The sequence below is a fragment of the Labilibaculum sp. genome, from assembly GCF_041595635.1.
Taxonomy (GTDB): domain Bacteria; phylum Bacteroidota; class Bacteroidia; order Bacteroidales; family Marinifilaceae; genus Labilibaculum.
The window spans coordinates 1-23064 of the sequence record NZ_JBFHJW010000025.1 but is presented as its reverse complement, the minus strand read 5'-3'; the positions used below and the strand labels follow the sequence as shown (position 1 = coordinate 23064).

The 23064-nt window shown below is 36.7% G+C and carries 15 protein-coding genes; 5 read left to right on the top strand and 10 right to left on the bottom strand.

All coding sequences use genetic code 11. The annotated features are described in order from the left end of the window. Positions 1 to 2: 2 nt before the first annotated feature. Positions 3 to 1124 (bottom strand): efflux RND transporter periplasmic adaptor subunit, encoded by a 1122-nt coding sequence (locus ABYT26_RS09160; RefSeq protein ID WP_372753103.1) that lies wholly within the window; start codon positions 1122 to 1124, stop codon positions 3 to 5. Positions 1125 to 1392: 268 nt separating this feature from the next. Here ABYT26_RS09160 and ABYT26_RS09155 point away from each other — a divergent pair, with 268 nt between their 5' ends. Then, positions 1393 to 1665, top strand: a complete 273-nt coding sequence (locus ABYT26_RS09155; RefSeq protein ID WP_372753101.1) for a hypothetical protein — start codon at positions 1393 to 1395, stop codon at positions 1663 to 1665. Between the two features lie 119 nt (positions 1666 to 1784). Beyond that, the gene (locus ABYT26_RS09150) at positions 1785 to 2804 is read left to right on the top strand and encodes an aldose epimerase family protein (RefSeq protein WP_372753099.1); all 1020 of its coding nucleotides are present in this window, start codon (positions 1785 to 1787) and stop codon (positions 2802 to 2804) included. A gap of 79 nt (positions 2805 to 2883) precedes the next feature. Here the strand turns inward: ABYT26_RS09150 and ABYT26_RS09145 are convergent, their stop codons facing one another. From ABYT26_RS09145 to ABYT26_RS09130, 4 genes are all read right to left on the bottom strand, one after another. Next, positions 2884 to 4389 (bottom strand): RagB/SusD family nutrient uptake outer membrane protein, encoded by a 1506-nt coding sequence (locus tag ABYT26_RS09145; RefSeq protein WP_372753097.1) that lies wholly within the window; start codon positions 4387 to 4389, stop codon positions 2884 to 2886. A gap of 110 nt (positions 4390 to 4499) precedes the next feature. Beyond that, positions 4500 to 7958: a TonB-dependent receptor gene (locus ABYT26_RS09140; RefSeq protein ID WP_372753095.1), complete on the bottom strand. Its 3459-nt coding sequence runs from the start codon at positions 7956 to 7958 to the stop codon at positions 4500 to 4502. Between the two features lie 82 nt (positions 7959 to 8040). Beyond that, positions 8041 to 9228, bottom strand: a complete 1188-nt coding sequence (locus ABYT26_RS09135) for a FecR family protein (RefSeq protein ID WP_372753093.1) — start codon at positions 9226 to 9228, stop codon at positions 8041 to 8043. Between the two features lie 150 nt (positions 9229 to 9378). Beyond that, positions 9379 to 9945, bottom strand: coding sequence for an RNA polymerase sigma-70 factor (locus tag ABYT26_RS09130; protein WP_372753091.1), 567 nt, complete (start codon positions 9943 to 9945; stop codon positions 9379 to 9381). A gap of 242 nt (positions 9946 to 10187) precedes the next feature. Here ABYT26_RS09130 and ABYT26_RS09125 point away from each other — a divergent pair, with 242 nt between their 5' ends. Both ABYT26_RS09125 and ABYT26_RS09120 read left to right on the top strand, forming a co-directional pair. Continuing rightward, positions 10188 to 10472: a LysO family transporter gene (locus tag ABYT26_RS09125; protein WP_372753089.1), complete on the top strand. Its 285-nt coding sequence runs from the start codon at positions 10188 to 10190 to the stop codon at positions 10470 to 10472. A gap of 20 nt (positions 10473 to 10492) precedes the next feature. Continuing rightward, on the top strand, positions 10493 to 11098 hold the full coding sequence (locus tag ABYT26_RS09120; RefSeq protein ID WP_372753087.1) for a lysine exporter LysO family protein: 606 nt from the start codon (positions 10493 to 10495) through the stop codon (positions 11096 to 11098). Positions 11099 to 11184: 86 nt separating this feature from the next. Here the strand turns inward: ABYT26_RS09120 and ABYT26_RS09115 are convergent, their stop codons facing one another. The 5 genes from ABYT26_RS09115 to ABYT26_RS09095 form a co-directional block, all read right to left on the bottom strand. Beyond that, positions 11185 to 14016 carry a M16 family metallopeptidase gene (locus tag ABYT26_RS09115; protein WP_372753085.1) on the bottom strand — a complete coding sequence of 944 codons (2832 nt, stop codon included), beginning with the start codon at positions 14014 to 14016 and terminating at the stop codon, positions 11185 to 11187. A gap of 158 nt (positions 14017 to 14174) precedes the next feature. Next, on the bottom strand, positions 14175 to 15593 hold the full coding sequence (locus ABYT26_RS09110; protein ID WP_372753083.1) for a flotillin family protein: 1419 nt from the start codon (positions 15591 to 15593) through the stop codon (positions 14175 to 14177). Positions 15594 to 15614: 21 nt separating this feature from the next. Continuing rightward, positions 15615 to 16202: a hypothetical protein gene (locus ABYT26_RS09105; RefSeq protein ID WP_372753081.1), complete on the bottom strand. Its 588-nt coding sequence runs from the start codon at positions 16200 to 16202 to the stop codon at positions 15615 to 15617. Positions 16203 to 16589: 387 nt separating this feature from the next. Beyond that, positions 16590 to 19871 carry a PDZ domain-containing protein gene (locus tag ABYT26_RS09100; protein WP_372753079.1) on the bottom strand — a complete coding sequence of 1094 codons (3282 nt, stop codon included), beginning with the start codon at positions 19869 to 19871 and terminating at the stop codon, positions 16590 to 16592. A gap of 357 nt (positions 19872 to 20228) precedes the next feature. Beyond that, positions 20229 to 20435, bottom strand: coding sequence for a hypothetical protein (locus ABYT26_RS09095; protein ID WP_372753078.1), 207 nt, complete (start codon positions 20433 to 20435; stop codon positions 20229 to 20231). A 45-nt stretch (positions 20436 to 20480) separates the two neighbouring features. Between ABYT26_RS09095 and ABYT26_RS09090 the strand changes: the two genes are divergently transcribed. Continuing rightward, positions 20481 to 22556 (top strand): prolyl oligopeptidase family serine peptidase, encoded by a 2076-nt coding sequence (locus ABYT26_RS09090; protein ID WP_372753076.1) that lies wholly within the window; start codon positions 20481 to 20483, stop codon positions 22554 to 22556. The last annotated feature ends 508 nt before the right edge of the window (positions 22557 to 23064 follow it).

Here is a 23064-nt window from a genome sequence, read left to right as displayed (position 1 = left end):
TGTTATTTCTGTATTTGCACCTGCATATTTTCCATGGCCTTTACCGGAGGCACCACAACCAACTTCTCTCCTTCCTTTAAACCATTAAAAACCAAAGTATTATCATTTCGTTTAATCACATTGATTTCTTTTTGCTTAAGAATGTCTCCTTCGAGCACAAAAACCTTATTGGAACTAAAAACTGCATTTCTGGGTATTTCCATGGCCTTATCGATCATTTTCCCATTGAAACGAGCCGTTAAAAACTGTCCCTGATACAAATCCTGCCCCTTAGATTTCTCAAGCTTTACAAAAACAGATATGGACTGAGTTCCCTGATCAACAAAATCAGACTTTCGAATTAATTTCCCAATAAAAAGTACCTTGCCATTGGCATCTAGAATATCCACTTTATCATTTAATTTCAGCCAAACAATATCCTCCGCTTCAATTGGAACCTGAAGTTCTAACATGTTTGACTCGATGATTCCTGCCAAACGAGTTCCCATACCAGCTACCGAACCAATTTGTGTATTCACTTCAACATAGGACCCATCAAAGGGAGCATATATCCTGCGCTTATCTAGCTTAACCTCAGCACTTTTTATCGCATAATAATCTCCCAAAATATCTCGACTCGCCATAAAAACCTTTTCCTGGTCTGACCTGATCTTTGGCAATTCAGGAATTTTATCCTCCAGATTTACCGAATTGAAAAAATTCATCCATTCTTCAAAATTATCTGCATAATCAACTTTAATATCAGGCAAATTCTCCGCCAATTTATTCAGGAAACGACTTTTTTGAGCTCTCAAGTCCATTTGAGCATCCTCCTCATAAATCCGAATTAAGAGTTGTCCTTTTTTAAATTTTTGTCCCACCTTTAGAGGCACTCCGGTTTCAATAATTCGACCAGCAACTTCCGAGCTCACACTTACTTCAAGATTAGAAGCTAGGCGCCCCTTCTCAATAATTGGAGAAGATATTTGATGGTATTGAACCGGTTCAACAGTAACAAAAGGTAACTTTTTTTGATTTAAACTCTTTTTCGGCGATTTTTTCAGACTACTTAAGCCCTTCATGCCTGCATAAGAAATTCCCAATGTTGCTACAACTAGCAAAACAATAATTAGCTTTCGATTCATTTATAGATATTGTTAGTATGGTTTCGTGGTAATTTAACTACTACGCATTCATAAAACTTTATAGTGATGTATAAATATAAGTAATAATGATCGAAACTATAAACATTTAAAACGTTTCGCCGCAAATTTGATAAAACATTAGAATTGATGCTGGCGAACAACAAATAGCTGGTTTTATTTGTTAATATTCCAAGATAGAAGAATCAAAACTTACTGAAGTGGAAAATATTTACGATTTTTGAACACATTTTTATACAAATACAACTAGATGGAACAAGAAAAATACTCTAAACTTCGCTATCAACTCATGGAATCAATGACATGGCCTTCCTTGTACATGTTTAAATTCGTTATTCCCAACACCGATGAAAAATTAATGGCAGTAAAAAGTCTTTTTCCTGCAAACACACAATTTGCATTCAAAACCTCAAGAGATCTTAAATTTATCGGGATTACGGTAAAAATAGTCATGAAATCGGCCGATGAGATCATTGACATCTACATTAAAGCTCAAAAAATTAAAGGAGCCGTTATCTTATAAGTAATATTATTGCTTGTATCGAAACAATATTTGAAGCTTTTCAGCTTAATTAACCTTTCTCAGGAAAGAAAAACGAAGAAATTGTTTTAATTTCGAGAATTGAACTAACAATTTATTAAATGATAGATGTAATTGATTTTGGATTGACTCCTAAAGGAGAAAAAGTGCAACTCTATACCCTCAAAAATAAAAACGGAATAAAAGCAAAAATCACTAATTATGGAGGAATTCTAACCTCCTTAACTCTTCCTTTACCTAATGAGGAAAGAAATATTGTTTTGGGCTTCGATTCTCTAGATGAATATACCAATCAGGAATATCTTTCAAACTGCCCATATTTTGGAGCATTAATTGGTCGCTACGGAAACCGAATTAACAAAGGACTTGTTAGACTTAATGAACAGGAAATTCAACTTCCATGCAACCATGGAATACATCATTTACATGGTGGAATGTCGGGCTTCGACCAAAAAGTTTGGAAAGCTGAGATTTTGAATGATACTGATTTGAAATTAACATATTTAAGTGTAGACGGAGAGGAGAATTTTCCTGGAAATTTGAATACCGAAGTCATTTATAAGCTTACTGATGAAAATGAGTTTCAGGTTCATTATAAAGCTGTAACTGATAAGACTACGCCCATTAATTTAACCCAGCATTCTTATTTTAATTTATCTGATAATTTCGAGAGTATCTTAGATCATCAACTACAAATTGATACAAACTTTATTTTAGAATCAAACGATTTGCTAATTCCCAGTGGAAAATTATACAACATAAGCAAGACTCTTTTCGATTTTACTCGTAAAAAAACAATTTCAAAAGACATTGAAGAAATTGAAAACTACGACGACTGTTATGCTTTTGGAGAATCGACAGACGTTCCCAGAAAAATTGCCGAGCTAAGCGATAAAGAAGGAAAAGTAAGCATGGAAATTGCTACAACCTTTCCTGGATTACAAGTGTACACGGGTAAGTATATTTCTGCTGGACAAAAGAAAAAATTTGGATCCTTCTCGGGGGTTGCTCTTGAAGCTCAAGGATATCCTGATGCTCCAAATCATCCTAACTTTAAACAAGGATGGTTGCATCCTGGAGAAGTGTACCAGCAACAAACCAATTATAAGCTAAAATTCTAAACGCCATTAGAAAAAAAAATAATAAAAAAGGTCGGATTCAAAAATCCGACCTTTTCGTTATTTGCACATACTTACTTTACTAATAATTCTCTAAGTTATCATTAGTGTCTAATTCTGTTTGAGGAATTAGAAACTGCCAATCTGAATTTACCGATGGAGCATCCTCGTATAATGTTCCACACACGGCTATATTATGATTTGAGTTTTGCCTATCCATTGCAAGATCGTTACGTTTCAAATCTAACCAACGGAAGCCTTCACCCCATAATTCTATTCTTCTTTGCAATAAAATTTCATCAATTAGATCCTGACCTGTATTTGTAGACAAACTATAACCAGAATCTCTTTTACTCACCAAGTCGTATAAAACAGCAGCTGCGTTGGCATCTTGCCCAGCATTAGCTAATGCTTCAGCTTCGATCAAATACATTTCCGACACTCTCATGTACACCTCATCACCTGCAAGAGCTGTAGAGGTTGGATCATCAGCCTGAAATTTTATATTCATATAATCAACAAGACTATGGCTTGTTCGCAAACCAAGATTATCAATTAATGAATCTGAATAAGATTCCGCATCTTCTAACCACAGATCTTTTCGATAATCAGTATCTGAAATTTGATCGTAAAGTAAATTATTGATCAACTTAGGATTTGTTCTTACATTGGTGGAGTTAAAATTACAACTTATATAGGCTGCAAAAGAAGCATAGTAACGACTCTGTTCTTCATTAATTTCACTCCCCCAAATCCATTCAGTTCCTTCAATATCATTAAAACCTGATTTGTACTCGGCTTCGCCCATTAAACTATAGTTTACTTTTACTTCGGCAGCATATTCATAGGCTGTGCTCCAATCCTGCATCACCAATGCTACACGTGCTCGAATTCCTTTGGCAATGTCCTGACTGATATTAGAAATATGATCCTGACTTATGCCTTCCAAAAGAGTAATTGCATCATCCAAATCGCTTGTTACCTGAGTATAAATTTCTGCAACGGTAGCCTTTGGTTGTCCTTCTGTAGTATATTCTTTAAGTAAGGGAACCGCACGACTGGAGTTATCTGCTCCATTTACATAACGCTCTCCATAAAACTGAACCAACATAAAATGAGCATAAGCACGATAGGTTAAACACTGACCTTTGATATCATTTATTTCTGATTCGGTACCATCCAAATCATCAACTACAGAAAGGATTTTATTCGCATTTGCAATGATATCGTAGTAAAAATCATACACATAATCCGTTAACGAACTAGTTTCTAAAGTATGCGATTCCCATTTACTATCGTAAATCCACCAGCCATTTCCTTCACTCGACAGTACAACATCATCTGCTGCAAATTCGCAAAATAGATTATTAGAACTTTGTCCTGCTTCATCCTGGGAATCATCATCTCGTCTGTCGTAAATCAGACTATGAATTCCGTTAAGGGTATAATAGGCATTTGTAGTGGTAGATAAAACTACATCCTCACTGTAAGAGTTGGATGGAGAAGTTTCCAAATAATCATCTGCACATGAAACACATGTGACAATTAAAAGGAGTATACTTGCAATTTTTATATATATTTTATTCATCTGTTAATTTTTTAATAATGATTGATGATTAGTATTTATAATTACCATGAACTATATCGTAAATTAGATCTAAACATTATGATATACATATGGAAATCATCTCATATTATTTAAAATGTAAGGTTTAGTCCAAAAGTTACCGATTTAGAAGGAATATAATCATTAGATTGTGTCCCATTAAATTCTTCCTGACTATTCATACCTGTTCTTTTGTTATGAAGCCATAAATTTTCACCGGTTACGTATGCTCTCAAAGAGCTCAATCCTAAAGAAGAAATCAGGCTATTATCAAAATTATATGATAAGCTTACATTCTTAAGATTTATAAAGGATGCATCGGTTAACCAACGATCAGACGTAGCATTGTTATTACTATTTCCGTATTCCATTTTAGGAACATCTGTTTTGTCACCAACACTTTTCCATGCTTTTAAAGCGTCTTTGTGCAAAGCAGAGCCCATCTCACCACCATGCATTAATCCCTGATAGGTATAATCCATTACTTTTCCTCCAATTTGGTAGGTAAACAAGAAGGACAAGTCGAAGTTTTTATAACTAAAGCTATTTTTGATCGAACCAAAAAGATCAGGAATAGCGGACCCACAATAGTGATAATTGGCATAATTATAATCTTCAGTAACCATAACTCCATCGTATTCATACCCTTCGGTTTGGTCTTCGTCAGGATCCAAAGCAAATATAGAAGCTCCATTATCAGCATTAACGCCAACAAAATCTCTCAACCAAAAATCGTAAATAGAGTGGCCAACTTTCAATTTTTTCGAACCATTTATTAGTTCATCGTAAGGCATAGATAGAATTTCATTTTTTACGGTAGACATGTTTACATCTACTCTCCACTGAAAGTCATCAGTTTGAACAGGAACACCAGAAATAAATATTTCCAACCCTTCATTTTTTAAAGCTCCTGTATTTTGATACTGAGAATCGGCACCCGAAGAAACTGGAAGATCGACTTCAAAAAGCAGATTATCTGTTTTTTTATGGTAGTACTCAAAAGATCCTGCAAGACGATTGTTAAATAAACTAAATTCAACAGCAACATCAGAACTTTTATTGGACTCCCATTCTAAATCGGCATTTCCAATTTCAGAATCCATTCTAAATCCAGGATCGTTCACATTATTCTTAATAGTATAAAGAGATTGCCAAGCATAGTAACTACCAACGCGGTCGTTTCCAACTTCTCCATAAGAAGATCTAAGTTTTAACATATCGATCCATTCCATATTGTCGAACCAATCTTCCTCACTAAGTCTCCATGTTAAACCTGCACTCCAGAAATTACCCCATCGGTTATCTTCGTAGAAACGAGAAGTTCCATCTCGTCTAAAGGATCCTGAAAAATAGTACTTATCCTCATAATTGTAATTAACTCTAGAAAAATACCCTTCAGTACAGTAGGTGTTTGTATAAGAATCTAAATCTGTTGTAGTGGTATAATTTGCCAACTCGGTATTACCTTCAAGAATTTCACCTGACTTTTGACCATCCAGATATTCAAATTCATAATCATAATTTTCGTGACCTAAAAGAACATCGATGGAATGCTTACCAAAGTTTTTATTATAATTAAGTAATTGATTGAATGTATAAACTGTTCTAGTATATCTCTCTTTTAATACACGACCATCGCCAGCAGCATCCCCAACTACACTATTGTCCATTTCTGAATCGTTGTAATTCTTGATGTCTAAAGAAACATTGGTTGTAAATTTAAAATCTTTTAAGAAGCTAACTTCAAAATAAGTTCTGTCGCTAATTCCGTTCTTTTTATACACGTTCTCGTTCCAATTCATTTCAGCAACAATATGTCGTCCTGGTGATGCACTAGCACCTCTATCATCACCAAAATCATACACTTTCTCACCTAAATCATCTAAAATATAGTCCCCAGTAGTCATATCATGCTCGTAAACAGGATATATAGGTCCCATATTCCGTGCAAAATTAAAAGGATTTCTATAACTCGAGCTGTAAGAATCACCAGTATCAAAAGCTTCAGATTCAGTCATAAATCCTGAAATATTTGAACCCAACTTTAACCATGGTGTTGGTTGATTGTTAAAATTCATTCGAGCTGTATATCTCTCCATGCTTGAGGAAATTACATATCCCTCTTCTTCTGTGTACCCCAACGAAAAGTAAAAGTCACTTTTTTCACTTCCGCCACTTGTGGATAAACTGTAATCGGATCTTTTACCAGTTCGCGTAATTGGATCAAACCAATCGGTATCATTATAAAGAAGACTTGCACTTGAATTTAGATTACCATCAACTCCAACAATCTCGTCATTTCCTACAGTGAAGGGATTGTATCCTAATAAATCATAAACACTCGTTTCGGAACTTAAACCTGAAGCTACCTCTGCTGCATATTCCTCATCGTATCCTCCTTCAACCAATGAATTTTTATACGCAGACCATAATGCAGGATAATATTCATAAGCATTTACCTTATTATATTCTTTAATAGCTCTTGTTACAAAACCATGAGAAGCATTAAAGGAAAAAGTTTGCTTCTTTTTTTGTCCTTTTTTTGTGGTAATCATCACAATTCCATTGGCTGCACGAGCACCATAAAGTGCGGTTGAATTCGCATCTTTAAGTATTGTCATCGATTCGATATCGGAAGCATTTATATCAGAAATACTTCCAGAATAAATAGATCCATCTACCAAATATAATGGATCGCTATCTGCATTTATAGATCCAAAACCTCGAATACGAATATCAGGGGCAGAACCTGGCTGACCTGATGCATCTGCAACCGAAATTCCAGGGGCCACTCCCTCTAGTGCATTTACAATGTTTGAAACGGATCTTTTCTTTAATTCCTCTTTATTTACATTAACGGCGGCACCTGTAAATGATGATTTTTTTGAAACACCATAAGCCACAACTATCACTTCGTCAACATCAACACTTGAGGTTTTTAAAACAATATTGTAAGTACTAACTTCTGTAATTTGAAACTCTTTAGTTTGCATTCCAACAAAAGAAGCTACCAATATATCATTAGGCTGTACTTCGAGAAAGAATTTGCCATCTACATCTGTTACTGTTCCTAAAGTACTCCCTTTTACCGAAATAGAAACACCCGGAAGGCTATAACCACTCTCGTCCCTTACTGTTCCTTCTACATGCTTCTTTTGCTGCACTTTACCTTCTGTAACAATTGTAGAAGCATCTTTATATACTACAATCACATCATCACGAAAAACATAAGTAAGATCTGAATTTTCAAGAGATTTTGTAAGTACCTCATCTAAAGATACCGATTCAGAAGCATAAGTAATTTTAATATCAGGATTGATATCAACTTGTTTGTAAACCAGACCAAAGCCAGATTGTTCTTTCAGGTCTAAAATTACTTCTTCGATACTTGCGTCCTCATAGTTTGCGGAGACCAATATCTGTCCCAAACCATTCGAAAAACTACAGAGTATAACGATTAAAAAAAGGAAAAAGAAATTCCTAAATGCATCGTGAATTTTAAAATCGTGATTCATCTTATGCAGATAAATCCATTTAAATAGTTTTTTCATAAAAAAATTAGATTAATAATTAAACAATAAATAAAAGCATAAATACCAACAAGTTCCTTTAGGGGAATTTCAGGACAGATATTTACCCTTGGACTATAACCACTTTATTTTTTACAATAAATTTAACATCAGTTCCTATTTCTAGAAGGTTAAGTATCAATTTAAAATCAGCAAACTTTTTCAACTCACCAGTATAACGAATGGCTTTTACCCTTTCGCTTTGAAAAAAGAATTTCACATTATACCATCTTTCTAATTTCCGTGTAATTTCATCTAGGCTTTCATCAACAAATTGCAATTTTCCTTCTTTCCAGCCCGAATATTTTCGTGCATCAACATCAATAACTCTACAGTTATTATTTACTATTGAATAAGAACATTGCATATTGGGTTGCAGGTGATGTTCTATGTGCTGACCAAAATCATTTGTGACATCAACTAAAATACTTCCCTCTGATAATGTAGCTTCCACAACCTGATCATCCTTGTATGCCATTAGGTTAAATTCTGTTCCATAAACCTTAACATTTAACTTATTTGTCTTCACAACAAACCGATGTTGCACATCCTTACTCACTTTAAAGTAGGCCTCACCACTTAGAAAAACGACCCTATTTTTACCAGTAAATCGATCGGGATAACGTAATTGAGAATCTGAATTCATCCAAACTTTTGTACCATCAGACAATTGTAATTGATATTCTCCTCCTACAGGAACAAATAACTTGTGCCAATGTGTTTTTATTCGTTCTGCAAGCTTGCTATTTTTATCGTAAATAAGCTTACTATCGCGATTAAGAACATGATCTTCAATCAAAGTATCCTTTTTCTTTTCTAAATCAATCCGACTCCCATCTGATAAAACTAAAACCGCCTTATTTCCACCAGGTTTAACCTGTTCAATAATCATTTCACTATCCTGTTCCTGAATATTTTCCGACCTAAAAATAAATACCGAGAGCACCAATAAAATCCCAAAAACAAGAGCAGCATATTGTAAAAAACCAGTAAATAACTGATGTTTCTTCACCTTATTAAATTGCAGTTTAGATTGCAGTTTTAGCCAAGCTTGTTGAGAATCGATGCCATTATAGATCTTCTCCTTTTCATCCATAAAAGCCTCAGAATTCAATTGATAAAAAAGGGCTTCATTTTCAAGCGAAGCATTTTTCCATTCATCAAGAACGATTTGTTCTTTTTCAGAAATAACACCCGACCTTTGTTTACAGAGCAAAGCTGATATCTCAATTTGTTTTCTTATGTGATTCATTTTTCTGATTTCGATATATGTAATACACCCTAAAAATCAAAAAGGACAGTCTAATAAATAACTTTTTGTAAATAAAAATGTCACCACAACAACAGCGCACTGTTTATCAGTAAGATGAGTTATGTAGGAAATAAAAAAGAAAGTAAGTTATTATAGATCGAATAGTTGAATATAGGCTGCTAAGACATAAAATGAGGTTTTTAGTTGCTGACGTAAAGATAAAACAGCTTTCATTTTATGGTATTTCACCGTGCTTATGGATAGATTTAGTTCTTCGGAAATTTGGGCATTTTTAATTCCACTCAAACTCATATTAAAAACCACACGAGTTTGTTCGGGGAGTTTGTTAACAGCTTGAAATACCAATCGACTTGTTTCTTCCTCAATTAAATGATTACTAAAAAAAGACTCTTCTGATTTTATGGCAATCATCTCGCGCTCATACTTTTCTACATTTTTCTGATGTCGCAATTCGTTCAATGATTTATTGCGAACACTTATGTATAGAAACGCTTTTAATGTTTCCACATCTTTTATGGAGTTGCGTTTTTCCCAGAATTTAACAAATACCTCTTGCACCAAATCTTCGGCAAGCTCTATCTTTATCACATATTTCTGGGCAAAAACAACCAATGATCGATAGTACAATTCAAAAATCTTTTCGAATGCAAGTTTATCACCATTCTTCAAATCAGTTAGGTCTTTTGAACAAATCATGTAAAAAAATTAAGCTAAAAAATATTCGAATCGAAGGCTATTCTAAAAAATCAAACAAGTCATAATGCTTGTACTATCCAATATAAACTATTGCATTAGCACCAAATAAATAGCCTTTACTCGCATAAAAAATACTATTATTGCAGCTTGTTATTGCGAATGCTGTTAAAACTATTAAAAATCACAATAAAAATAACTATTAACGATAACAATATTTAAAAATTATTAAACAATACATTATCATGCTAACTGATATCATCATTGTAATAAGCATAATGATCTTAGGAATAGGAATTGGCCTTATCATAGGAAACCGACCTAAAGTGATTAAAATTATTAGCCTTTTTACTTCATTTTCCATTTTCTTGCTCCTTTTTCTGCTTGGCATTGGTGTTGGAACAAATACAAAACTCGTAAACAATTTAGATTCTATTGGTTTACAAGCCTTCGTTATAAGCATAGGAGCTCTTGCTGGTTCATTAATTTGTGCCTTTTTTACCTACAATCTATTTTTCAAAAAAAAATAATCCACTCATTTTTTTCAACTATGAAAGGCAGTTTTATCATTCTTAGTTTTTTTGTTTTAGGACTCATTTTAGGTCTAACACGATTTCTTCCAGCCACTCTTTTAGAATCTGACTTTAGTATCTATGCCCTCTATTTACTCTTATTTTTGGTTGGCATTGGCATTGGTACCGATCGTTCCTCCTGGAAAGTTGTTCGGGAAGTTAACTTCAAAATTATTCTGGTTCCCATTTCAGTAATCGTAGGTTCCTTACTTGGCGTTTCTGCCGTTTCTATTTTCTTGTCAGATATCAATATTATTGAAGCTTTGACGGTAGGAGCTGGTTTTGGTTACTACAGTTTATCGAGTGTAATAATTACCGAATTCCATAGCGATACACTGGGAGTTATCGCCCTATTATCTAATATTATTCGTGAAATTCTTACTCTCTTAGCCACTCCATTTTTTGTAAAGTACTTTGGTAAATTGGCAGGCATTGCTTCGGGAGGTGCTACTGCTATGGATACAACTCTACCAATAATCGTTCGATATTCGGGAAAAGAGTACGCTATTATTGCTGTTTTTAGCGGGATTGTTTTGACTGTATTGGTCCCTGTAATTGTCCCATTACTACTAAGTATGTTGTAAATCGCAATTTGAAAACTCTTTGTGTTTCCTGGTAACAAAAACGGATGCCCAAAAGCTGAGCATCCGTTTCTTTAAAACATCAATAATTAACTTGCCATTTGTTTTGGTGACATAACAACTTCTATTTTTGTAGGAGCAGCGAAATATTTTTTGGCAAATTTTTCCACTTGTTCCTTAGTAATAGAATTAATCATGCTCTCGTAGGCTTCCAAACTTAGCATAGGCTCTCCGTATACATATTCATGTTGAATTACACTTAGCCAATATCCATTTTCTCGAAGGTTCTCCTGACGCTCTTTGATGAAATTCTTCTTTGCCTCATTCAATTCATCTTCATTAACACCCATTTTAAAAAGATTCTGAACTTCGTCATATACAATTCCTTTTAATTTTTCAGCTTTTGCAGGATCGGTATCAAAACGAATTAATAGGTTGTATTCTTCACGTGGAAATTTATCAACTCCAGCACGCACACCAACACCATAAGAGCCACCTTCCTCTTCGCGAATCACCTCAAGGTAACGCTTATTTAAAAGCTCAGCTAGCAAATCCATCATCACTGAATTCTCTCTTGAATATTGAATGTCGCCGTGAAAATCAATATTAATAGTTGTTTTAGGAGTTTCCATCTCTCTTTCGAAATGATTATAAGTATCCTTTTCGGGATAATCAACTCCATTATCAATCCAGTTATCTTTTCTATCGATATCCTTAATGCTTCCCAAATAAGATTCGATCATTGGTTTTGCCTTTTCAATATCAATGTTTCCAACAAAAACAAAGGTAAAGTCACTGGCATCAACAAATCGATCCAAATACACTTTTTTCATGGTCTCAAAATCCAAATCATCAATCATATCAGAGTTAAACAGAATTGTTCTAGGATTGTGATCAGTTGAGGTCATGGAAACTGAATCTCTAAATACCTTGTTGATATCGGAATCCATGTTTGCAACAAAAGCTGTATATCTTCCTTTTAATGCTGTAAATGCATCCTGATCGAATCGAGGTTGCTCAAAATACAAATAAACCAATTGCAACATGGTCTCAAAATCCTTTACAGATGAGGATCCTGAAAAACCTTCGGTTAACTCGCCAACGTAAGGAGATAGTTTTACCTCTTTACCAGTCAATAATTTTTGCAGACTCATCTGATCAAAATTTCCCAATCCAAAGCTGGCAACAAAACCACTAAGCATTTCAGCAGACGCTAAATCATCTACATTATACAAAGAGTTTCCCCCATTGCTAAAGGCTTTTAAACGAATTTCATTTTCTTTAAAATCAGTCTTTTTCACCACTACTTTTGCTCCATTTTCCAAAGTCCACTCAGTAGCGTCAACATCTTTTAGTAAAGTTTCTTTCACAACTTTTCCAGCTTTAGGTTGTTCTGAAATTAATGGTTCACTAATCACCTTATCTTCATAAGGTTCTAAATCCATTTTTTTCACTTTATAAACAACTGCAAGCAGTTGCTCTTTTGTTGGCAATTCTAGCCCCTCTTTTTCAGGAGCCGAAAAGCTAATCACAACATTCTCGTCTGTAATCCAACTTTTTGAAACAGCATTCAATTCTTCGACACTAATACCTGGCAGCATCTGTTTCATGGCAGCAAACTCAAACTCTACACCTGGGGCTGGTTCATTGGTAAGATAATTTTCTTTGTATTCTCTCACCAATCTATCACTATTTTGTTTGTTTCTCTCTTTGTAGGCATTCTCCATCTGACTCAACATTGCAGTTTTAGCACGGTCTAGTTCCGAAGCTACCACACCGTAACGTCTTATTCTTTCGGTTTCTTTCAAGAGTACTTCTATACCGCCCATAATATTATCTCCCTTTAGGGTAGCTCCATTTTGAAAAACATCCATTTTACGTGCCCGGTTATAGTAGGCACCATAACCTGCAACAAATGGAGCATCACCTTTTTGCAGTAATTCATTGTAACGATCTCCCAAAATACTGGAATAAAGATCCTGAACCAGTAAATTACGATAGTAACTCAAATTCTTTTCAGCAAAAGGAGTTGCTTTGTGCTTGTAGATGATTTCGAAACTAATTCTGCTAGCCTCAGGATCGGTAATAATTCCCACTATTGGTTCTTTTGTATCAGGCACATCATAGTAAACTCGTTCTTTCGGATTTTCAACCGCAGGGATATGTGCAAACATTGTTTTTATTTTCTCTTCAAACTTCTCAGCATCAACATCTCCAACAACAATAATTGCCTGTAAATCGGTACGATACCAATCGTGGTAAAAATCTCTGATCACTTGATGATCAAAATGGTCGATCACATCCAAATCACCAATTACATCGCGAACTGCATATTTCGAACCTTGAAAAAGAAGTTTGTTTTTCTCTAAATAAACACGCATTCCTCCCGATCGACGAGTTCTCCATTCCTCATGAATAACGCCACGCTCACTATCGAGCTCTTCACTGGTAAGACTTAAATAATTCGACCAATCGTGTAAAACCAAAAGAGTAGAATCCAGAAGATTCTCATTGTTTGTTGGCACATTACTTAAATTGTAAACAGTTTCATCAACATTTGTATAAGCATTGATATTACGACCGAATGCTACACCATATTTCTCTAAATAATTTAAAATTCCTTTTTGGGGAAAATGCTTTGTGCCATTAAAGGCCATGTGTTCTAAAAAATGAGCCAATCCATTCTGACTATCATTCTCTAGTATGGCTCCCACATTCTGCACAATATAAAAACTAGCCCGATCTTTAGGTTCTTCGTTATGACGAACATAATAGGTCAGACCATTTTCTAATTTCCCCGTTCTCACATTCGGATCCAAAGGAATTTTTGCATCCATATCGCTTTGTGCCGAAAGAAATCCAGTTCCTCCCAAAACGAAAACTGTAGCAAAACTTATTTTGCTCAGAAACTTTTTAATCATTTCTATTTAATTTTAGTGATTTACAAATTATTATCGTAAAATAGGAGTGTGCATTCTATATCAATAGCGCCTAGTTTTAAAGATAATTTAAAATTTAATTTCAAAAAATAAGAAGGAAAGACAGTGCATTCCTTCTCATTTCCTACTCTCTATTTTAATTATTTTTCGTCTTCCTTTTTATTTTCAGATACATTATCAAAGTCAACAGCCTCTACATCCTCTACTTTTTTACCCAAGTAATTTGGCAACTCCATTCCTGCCATTTTAAACAACTCTTCCATAGGAGGAATTGATCCCATCATGCCTTGCATAAAATTAGCGGTAGATGTTTTGCCATCTTTTCCATTGCCATTTTCCCAAACAGTAACCTTATCGATTTTGATGTTTTTAATTGCCTCAACCTGAGTAGCTACTAATTCTGGCAATTTATCAGCAATCATCAACATTACAGCATCTTTAGCATCGCTACCTGCTGCATTCACAATTTTATCGAAACCTTCAGCTTGCTTACTCAAAATCTCGTAAATACCTTTGGCTTCTGCTTCCATTTTCATGTAAATCGCATCAGCCTCCCCTTTTGCATGACGACGAGTTTGCTCAGCAATCGCCTCTGCAGCAATCTCAATTTTTTCTTTGTCGATTTGTGCTGGCACCACAATATCTGCAGTTTGAGACGCTTTATCGCGAATAGCACGAGCTGTTTCGGCCAATTGTTCTGCCGCATAGGCTTCCTCTAATGCACGAGCCTGAGTTACTTTCTCGGCAGCCGAAGCCAAGCGTTCTGCTTCTGCTTCTTTTTCTCGTCTTCCAGCATCAGAGTTTGCAATGGTAATTTTCGCAGTATTTTCCCCCTCTACCGCCGATGCATCAGCAGCTGCCACTTTAACACGTTGTTCCTGCATGGCATTTGCTTCCCCAATGGAACCATCCCTATTTTTCTCAGCTACAGTTTTCTTAGCATCATTAATCGCTTTAGCAGCTGCTTCTTTACCCAATGCTTCAATGTAACCAGATTCATCGTTAATATCAGTAACATTTACATTGATGAGCTTTAAGCCAATCTTTTTCAATTCGGCTTCTACATTAGATGAAACCGCTGCCAAAAATTTATCTCTATTGCTATTGATCTCCTCAATATCCATGGTTGCAACCACCAATCGCAACTGACCAAAGATGATGTCCTTTGCCAAGTTACTAATATCCGTTTGAGAAAGTCCTAATAAACGTTCAGCCGCATTAGTCATAACACCTCCTTCTGTAGAGATTCCCACTGTAAAACGAGATGGAACATCTACTCGAATATTTTGTTTGCTCAGTGCATTGGTTAAATTAATTTCGATTGAAATGGGTGTCAAATCCAGAAATGCATAATCTTGAATAATTGGCCATATAAAAGCCGCTCCTCCATGAATACACTTGGCTGAACGGGATTCGGCATCAACCCCTTTACCTACTTTTCCATACACAACTAGAATACGATCAGATGGACATCTCTTATATCGTCGAAAAAAGGAAACAATTAAGGCGAAAACTGCAAATGCTACTACAGCAATTAACAGAACTATATACTCTCCCATGATAATTTTATTAAAATTTATTTAAAAAGTTTTTACCACTAATATTTGATCATTTAGAACTTCTACTACCTGAATAAGTGAACCAGTAGAAATATCGGAATCATTATCAGTAATCGCATCCAGTGTTTGCAATCCCTGAACCTCTATCTGAACCTTACCCATGCCTTTCCTATTCGCTGGAACAGTTAAATATACATTCCCGGTTTTTCCAATTGAATTATTTATATTCAAAGTTCCTTCTTCGATTAACTTCCCCATAAAATAGAGAATAGATGCCATAATTAGCATCATCAATAAACCAGCCAATGTTGCAATTAAAGTTGATACTCCAGCACTTAACCCCATATCCATACAGATAATTCCAGTCCAACCAAAAACAGCAAAAAAAGCAATCATATTTTTCAAGCTAATGAATTGAAAATCAATACCAACATCGCCTTCGATAGCTAAATCAGCATCCCCTTCCGCACTAACATCATCAAAATCGCCACCAATAAAAGTAAGAACGATTTGAATTAAAAATAAAAGTGAAAATGGGATTGAAATACCCCAGAAAATTTTCTCAACCATTTCCATAGCACTCCACCAATCGGAAATTTGTAATATCATAATATCGTTTTTTATTTAGCATGAAAATAACAATAAATAATGAAGCAACCGCAATTATGCTTATCACATATTTATCTTTTTTTGTTGTAACTCTATTTTTACACGTTTTTAATGGTCTTTTAAAGGATATCTTTAAAATAGTTATCCAACAATATTTTCAAACCTCAATACATCTCACTCAATTTCTGAACTATAGATATAATAATCTACACTTTGCACTACCTTTTTCTTATGACTAATTTGTCAATCAAGATAATCATTCTGCATAAATATAAGAGTTTGTTTTTCTGGAAACTTATACAATTTATATACATAAAAAAGGAGTACCCTATGGTACTCCTTCTAATTTTTAACGACTATCTATTAAATAATAATTTCAACAACGATTTACTTCACATCTTCTTCAATCCACTGAGAACGATCAGGATCGGAAGGATCAGCAATCTGATTAATTGGCTTTTGCTTCAATTCTTCCAAAAGCACTTCTATGGCTTTCTGTAAAGATGGATCTTCTCCCTTAGACACCAAGTGAGGTTGATCGTAAACTTCTATATCGGGATACACACCTATGCCTTCTATAATCCAGTTTTCATTTTCGTCGAAAATTCCAAATCGAGGCACAGCAATGTAACCGCCATCAACCAATCCAGCATTACCCGACATACCTACTAAACCACCCCAAGTTCGGGTTCCAATTAATTTTCCCAATCCTCTCTTTCTAAAATAGTAGGGGAAAGCATCTCCTCCCGAAGAAGAGTAGGAGTTAATTAGCATAGCTTTAGGACCATCGTGAGCCACTCCTGGTGTTTGCGATGGCGCCAAGCCTCTTCGGTGCCAGTAAGAAAGAACTTTTCTATCTAAAAGATCAGTCATTTGATCGGGAATAAATCCTCCACCATTGTACCTATCATCAATTATTAAGGCTTGTTTATCGTGATAGGCATACATTCCCCTATTTAATTCACGATTACCTTCTATTGCTGTATTTGGCACATGAATATAACCTATTTTTCCACCGGATAAACTATCTACCATTTGGCGGCGCTCATTTACCCAATTTAAATACATCAACTCCAACTCACTTGCAATGGGTTTAATGGTAAAGGTTTTAGCTCCCTTAAAATCAGCTTGGCTATTCACTGTAACATCAACCATTTTACCAACTTGATCCTCTAAATAAAGGTACGGATTCACATCTGAGTTTAACTCATGACCATTGATACTAAGCAAATAATCTCCTTCTTTCACATGTACACCCTGCTCGGTGAGAGGTGAACGTCGATTTGAAGTCCAATTTTCGCCTTGGTAAATTTTTGAGATAATGTATTTTCCTGATTCCTGATCCACTTTTAACTTAGCTCCTAACAAACCAGTTTCTATGGGTTTCACTTTTTCAAAATCACCATAATTTACATAGCAATGTCCGGTATTACTTTCTGCAATAATTTCACCCAAAATATAATCCAAATCGGCACGATGACTCACATAAGGCAACAACAAACTATAATTGGCTTTAATCTGTTTCCAGTCGACACCATTCATATTAGCAACATAGTAGAAATCTCTAAAAATTCGCCATCCATCGGTATAAATCTGATTCCATTCCTTTTTCGGATCAATTTTCATATTCAGATCATCAAGACTCAATTCACCAACACCCACTTTCTGATCGGCCGACAAATTGGTGATGCCATAGGTAGATCCTTTTCGATACAAAATTTTATCTCCCTGTGCACTCAAACTAAAATCTGAAATTCCATTTATCACCACTTCATCCTTCTCTTCTTCAATAGTAAAATGGTGCAAGGATGCTTGTGAAGAGTACAAAATACCACCATCAACAGCTTCTAAATCATCGTAATTACCTGAAGATAATGGGAAAGCACTAATTCGACTGGCAATTCCATCAAAATCGATACGAACACTTACACTTTCAATGATTTCCCCCTCTTTATTCTCTTTTTTTGATTTTTTCTTCATTACCACAGGCTTAACCTCTTCCTGCACCTCTTCCACATCATTTTTCAAGGCAAACAATTTTGGGCCATCCGCTTTTAGCGATAAAGCAAAAATACGGGTTGCACTATTGTATAGATAATCAAATTCAAAACTGGAGAAATCAAGATTAAAATCGCGATTGGATAGGAAGAAAATAAAATTTCCATCTTTTGAAAATACGGGCTCTGAATCGGCAAATGTATCATCGGTAAGGCAATAATTTTCTCCACTAGATAGCTGATGAACCCAAATAGCTCCCTGATCGTTACTGCTGTCTTTCACATAAGCAATCCATTTTGAATCGGGCGAAAACGAAAAATCAGTAATCTCGTTCCTTCCTGCAACATCAACCTCTTTCACTACACAGCTTTCAACATCTAGATATTTCAGTTTCAGACTGCGATCGAAAAAGAGCAGGTACTTGCTGTTTGGCGACCAGATGGGTTCATACATCCAGGCCGAAGAGTTGAATGTAAGCTGACGCGCTTTGGCTCCCTTCTTATTCTCGAGCAGGTAAATTTCATATTCGCCTGTAGCATCGGAATAGTAGGAGATGTATTTTCCGTTTGGCGACCAGCTAGGCGCTGTTTCGCGAACGCCATGTGTTTGCGTTCGGTTGATGCTGACACCATTCTTGGCCGGAACCGAAAAGATATCGCCCCGAGCGTCGAAAAGAGCCCGTTTTCCGGATGGAGAAACAGCCGCTCCGTTGATAAAGTCTTTTACATTTTTATAATATGGCAAAGTATTGGGGTTATCGAAACTGATATTCACCACAACGCGTTCCTCTTTTCCTGTTTCCAGATTTAATTTGAATAGATGTCCGCCATTTTCGTAGGCAATCTGACCATTTTCACCCGAAGGCCACATCACGTCGAAAGTTTTGTGGTGAGTAATTTGACTGATTTCCTTAGTCGCTAAATCGTACTTATAAATATTCAACTTCAAATCACGATCGGATGCAAAGTAGATGGCGTTTTTGTACCAGGAAGGAATCTGATCGGAGCCCACAAAGCTGGTGATTCGTTCCGACTGATCCTTCTCCAGATCGTAGATCCACAAATCGGCAGCACGACCGCCTTTGTAACGCTTCCAGGTACGAAACTCACGACTTATGGGCGCAAAGCACATCTTTTTAGCATCGGGAGAGAAAACCCCAAATCCACCTTCAGGAATTTGCAGTGGCTGTTCCAGTCCGCCCTCTATGCTCACCTGATAGTAGGTTCCGTTGCGCTCTCCAAATGCGGTACGATTCATGCGAACCAGAATGGACTTGCTGTCGGGATTCCAATCGAGAATTGCATTGTCGAATCCACCACGGGGTGGCATCATGCCCACCGAATTATAGTAGGTCAGCTGCTTCGGTGTTCCTCCGGTTGATGGCATTACATACACCTGACGGCTCCCCGAATATTCTCCCGAAAAGGCAATCCATTTTCCGTCGGGAGAAATTTTTGGGAACAACTCCAGTCCCTTGTGCGAAGTCAGTCTTTTGGCATCGCCGCCATTGGCATCCACGATCCAAATATCGCCCGCATATACAAAGGCAATTAAATTCTTATTGATATCTGGATATCGCATTAAACGAACATCCTTTTCGGCAAAAGCACTTCCCATCATCCCCAAAAGGACCAGGAAAAAGCCTGCCATTCTTACACTCAATCTTAGCATTTTAATAAAAATTTTGTGTGATTCTAAACTTATCATTGCTATTTATTCTACAAACTTAAGCTCTTTGTGTAAAAAACAGGTACAAAGCGGTAAGAATTCCTTTCCCTAGGGCCCATAAAAAAAGCCAGCTCAATAGGCATCGAGCTAGCTTTTTCAGATCATACAGCAGATCTAAAGAATTTGATCTCCTTTAAATTTTGCTGTAATCATCTCAGTCAAGACAAAAAATCATTTCTTCTTCTTAAAATCATTACGATTGTCCTTTTCATCTTTCTGCTCGTAAGCTGGTGCAGATTTAGTGCGGTGTTTTTTAGGTTTTTTGTTACCTGCTGCTCCTATAGTTTCTCAAATTTTAAGTTAATAAATAGATGAGTCGTGTTCGGTTATATAATTATAGGTGGACTGCTCGGCAAAGGCCTGCACTAAAGCCACATCATACCACAAAAGGTGCAAAAAAGGCGCAAAAAAAACGCCAATATGACTGAACAGTGACATTTTTTCCCCTTTCACCAGCCCGCTAGCAGGGAGAAATACTTTATGGAAATCAATCAAATTCTTATCCAAAAGATTTATTATATTTGGTATCCGAAAACAAAGCAATAAAAATTTATGAAACGAAATCTACTCCTATTTACCGGCCTGTTCTTTCTGTTCCACGCAAATGCACAGAGTCTTGAATATCCCACTTGTCCCCAACACACCCTTGTGGATACCTTTTTTAGCAATTACCCCCTTAGCGACCCCTATCGAAATCTGGAAAATGTGCGCGACGAGACAACTCTTGCCTGGATAGAGGCCGAAAATAAGCTCTCGAAAAAATACCTACACAAAGCATCCTCGCAATACAGCTGCAAATCGTCCATCGATAAATACGCTTACATAACCGGAAGCCATCCGGTAAAAAAAGGCAAGTACTACTTTAGCTACAAAAGAAGAAACGACCTTGCCGTGCCCGGACTTTATCTGGGCACCGACCCTAAAAATATCGACTATCCCATTGTGGATCCCAACTACAAAAAAGGAGGCGACAAGATAGATATCATGGGCTATTCGGTGTCGAAAGATTCCAAAAATCTCGCCTATGCCATCAACCGAAATGGCAGCGACTGGAGAGAAGTTTACGTGGTGGGACTCCCCTCGGGCACAAAGCAAAAAGACCATTTAAAGGGCGTTAAATTTTCATCCATGCAATGGAAAAACGATGGTTTCTTCTACTCGCGATATCCAGATCATGGCGAATTTTACGCCACCGAAGGAGAGGAAATCTTCTACCACAAGCTAGGCGACGAGCAGGAAAAAGACCAGCTGATCTTCAAAAGAAAAAACCCATCGATACAATTCAGCTACCAGACCACCTCCAACGAACGCTACTTTATTTTAAGAGAGGAAACCAGTAGATACTTCAACTACTTCTTTATCGATTATCAGGCAGAGAAGCCCTACCTGCGCCCTCTGCTCATGAAGCAAAAATCGGGTCTATCCATTATCGATAGTCAGGATGGAAAGCTGATTGCCATCACGGGCAAGGATTCCAATGGCGGATCGGTGGTTTTCATCGACCCCTACGATCCTTATAACTGGAAACAGATTGTACCCGAAAGCGGGAATGGCGTACTCACCGATTGCATTCCCAAAATGGACCGTCTTCTGCTCATCTATCAGAGCAATCAGCATCCTATTCTAAAAATATTTAAGTACAGCGGAGAAGAAATTTACAATTTAGAATTGCCCGAAGCCAGCTCGATATATGGATTCTATGGCGAGAAAGAGGATGTGGACCTGTATTTTTACCTGCAGCAATACACCATCCCCTCCATCCCCTATATATTTAACACCAACACCTTTAAAAGAGAGTTGGGCGAAAGGGTGAACGTTACCTTCTCGTTTCAGAACTACGAGAATGTCTCCATCAGCTATCCCATTAACGATAGTGTGAGCATTCCCATGAACCTGGTCTATAAAAAGGGACTGAAACTCGATGGACAGAACCCCTGCCTGCTGAAAACCTACGGCGGATTCGGCTCCATAGCCTCGCCAAACTTCGATCCGGGCATTGTTTACTTTATTGAAAAAGGCGGCGTGTATGCCTACGCCAATATTCGCGGGGGTGGCGATAGAGGCAAAGCCTGGATGCGAGCCGGAAGACGATTGAACAAGCAGAATTCTATTGATGATTTTAATGCCGCTGCCGACTACCTGATTAAGAAAGGCTATACCTGTGCCGATAAACTGGCTGCCACAGGAGCTTCACATGGCGGACTAATTGTTGCCGCGGCAGCCATTCAACACCCCGAACTGTACAAAGCCGTAGTGCCTGTTGTGGCGCCTACCGACATGATTCGTTTCGAACAATTTACCGTTGGCAGTCTTCATATGGATGAATTTGGTACCGTTGCCGATTCGCTCGATTTTGTGAATCTGAGAAGCTATTCTCCTCTTCATAACATCAAGAAGGAAGTGAACTACCCCGCCATGTTGGTGATGACCTCGGAAAACGACGATCGGGTTCCTCCCTTTCATTCGTATAAATTTGTAGCCGCCCTGCAAAACCGGAAAGCGCAAAGTAAGCCAATTCTGCTAAGAGTGGAAGAACAAGCCGGACACTACGGAGCCATCAACCACAGTGCTGCCATTAAAGAAAAAGCCGACATGTATGGCTTTATCATGAAAATGCTGATGAACTAAAACACAAAACCTCCCCCATAAGCGATATTCTTTCGGTAGAATATCGCTTTTTTTTCATCCCTGCCCCCCCTGTGCAAAATCCAGTTTTTTTTTACTGGCCTACGGCCCTGATTTTGTTCCTGCAAGAGCGCTTTGCCTGCTCCCTTATAGCGGGGATATGCCGGTAAAACTGTTCCCCATTGGGTAAGAAAAACGCCCCCAACAGCAAGTATTACTGATCATAGAAACAGCAATTAAAAAAGACTTAGATATTTTTTGTTCAATTTAAAAAAACATTACATTTGTTAGGCTCTCGACAATAAATCACCCCAAGTAGGTTATAATAAATAAGATACAAATCCTAAATACAGAAGCCTGCATGAGAAAATACATATAGAAAACCGCAGTAGATTAATTTTGATTAATAAACATATCCATAGATCCTGAAATATGACTTTTTAAGGCTTTATCAGTACTTACAAAGCATGAAAAAACGATTTTTCGAAGCTTAACAGAACTTACAAAACAG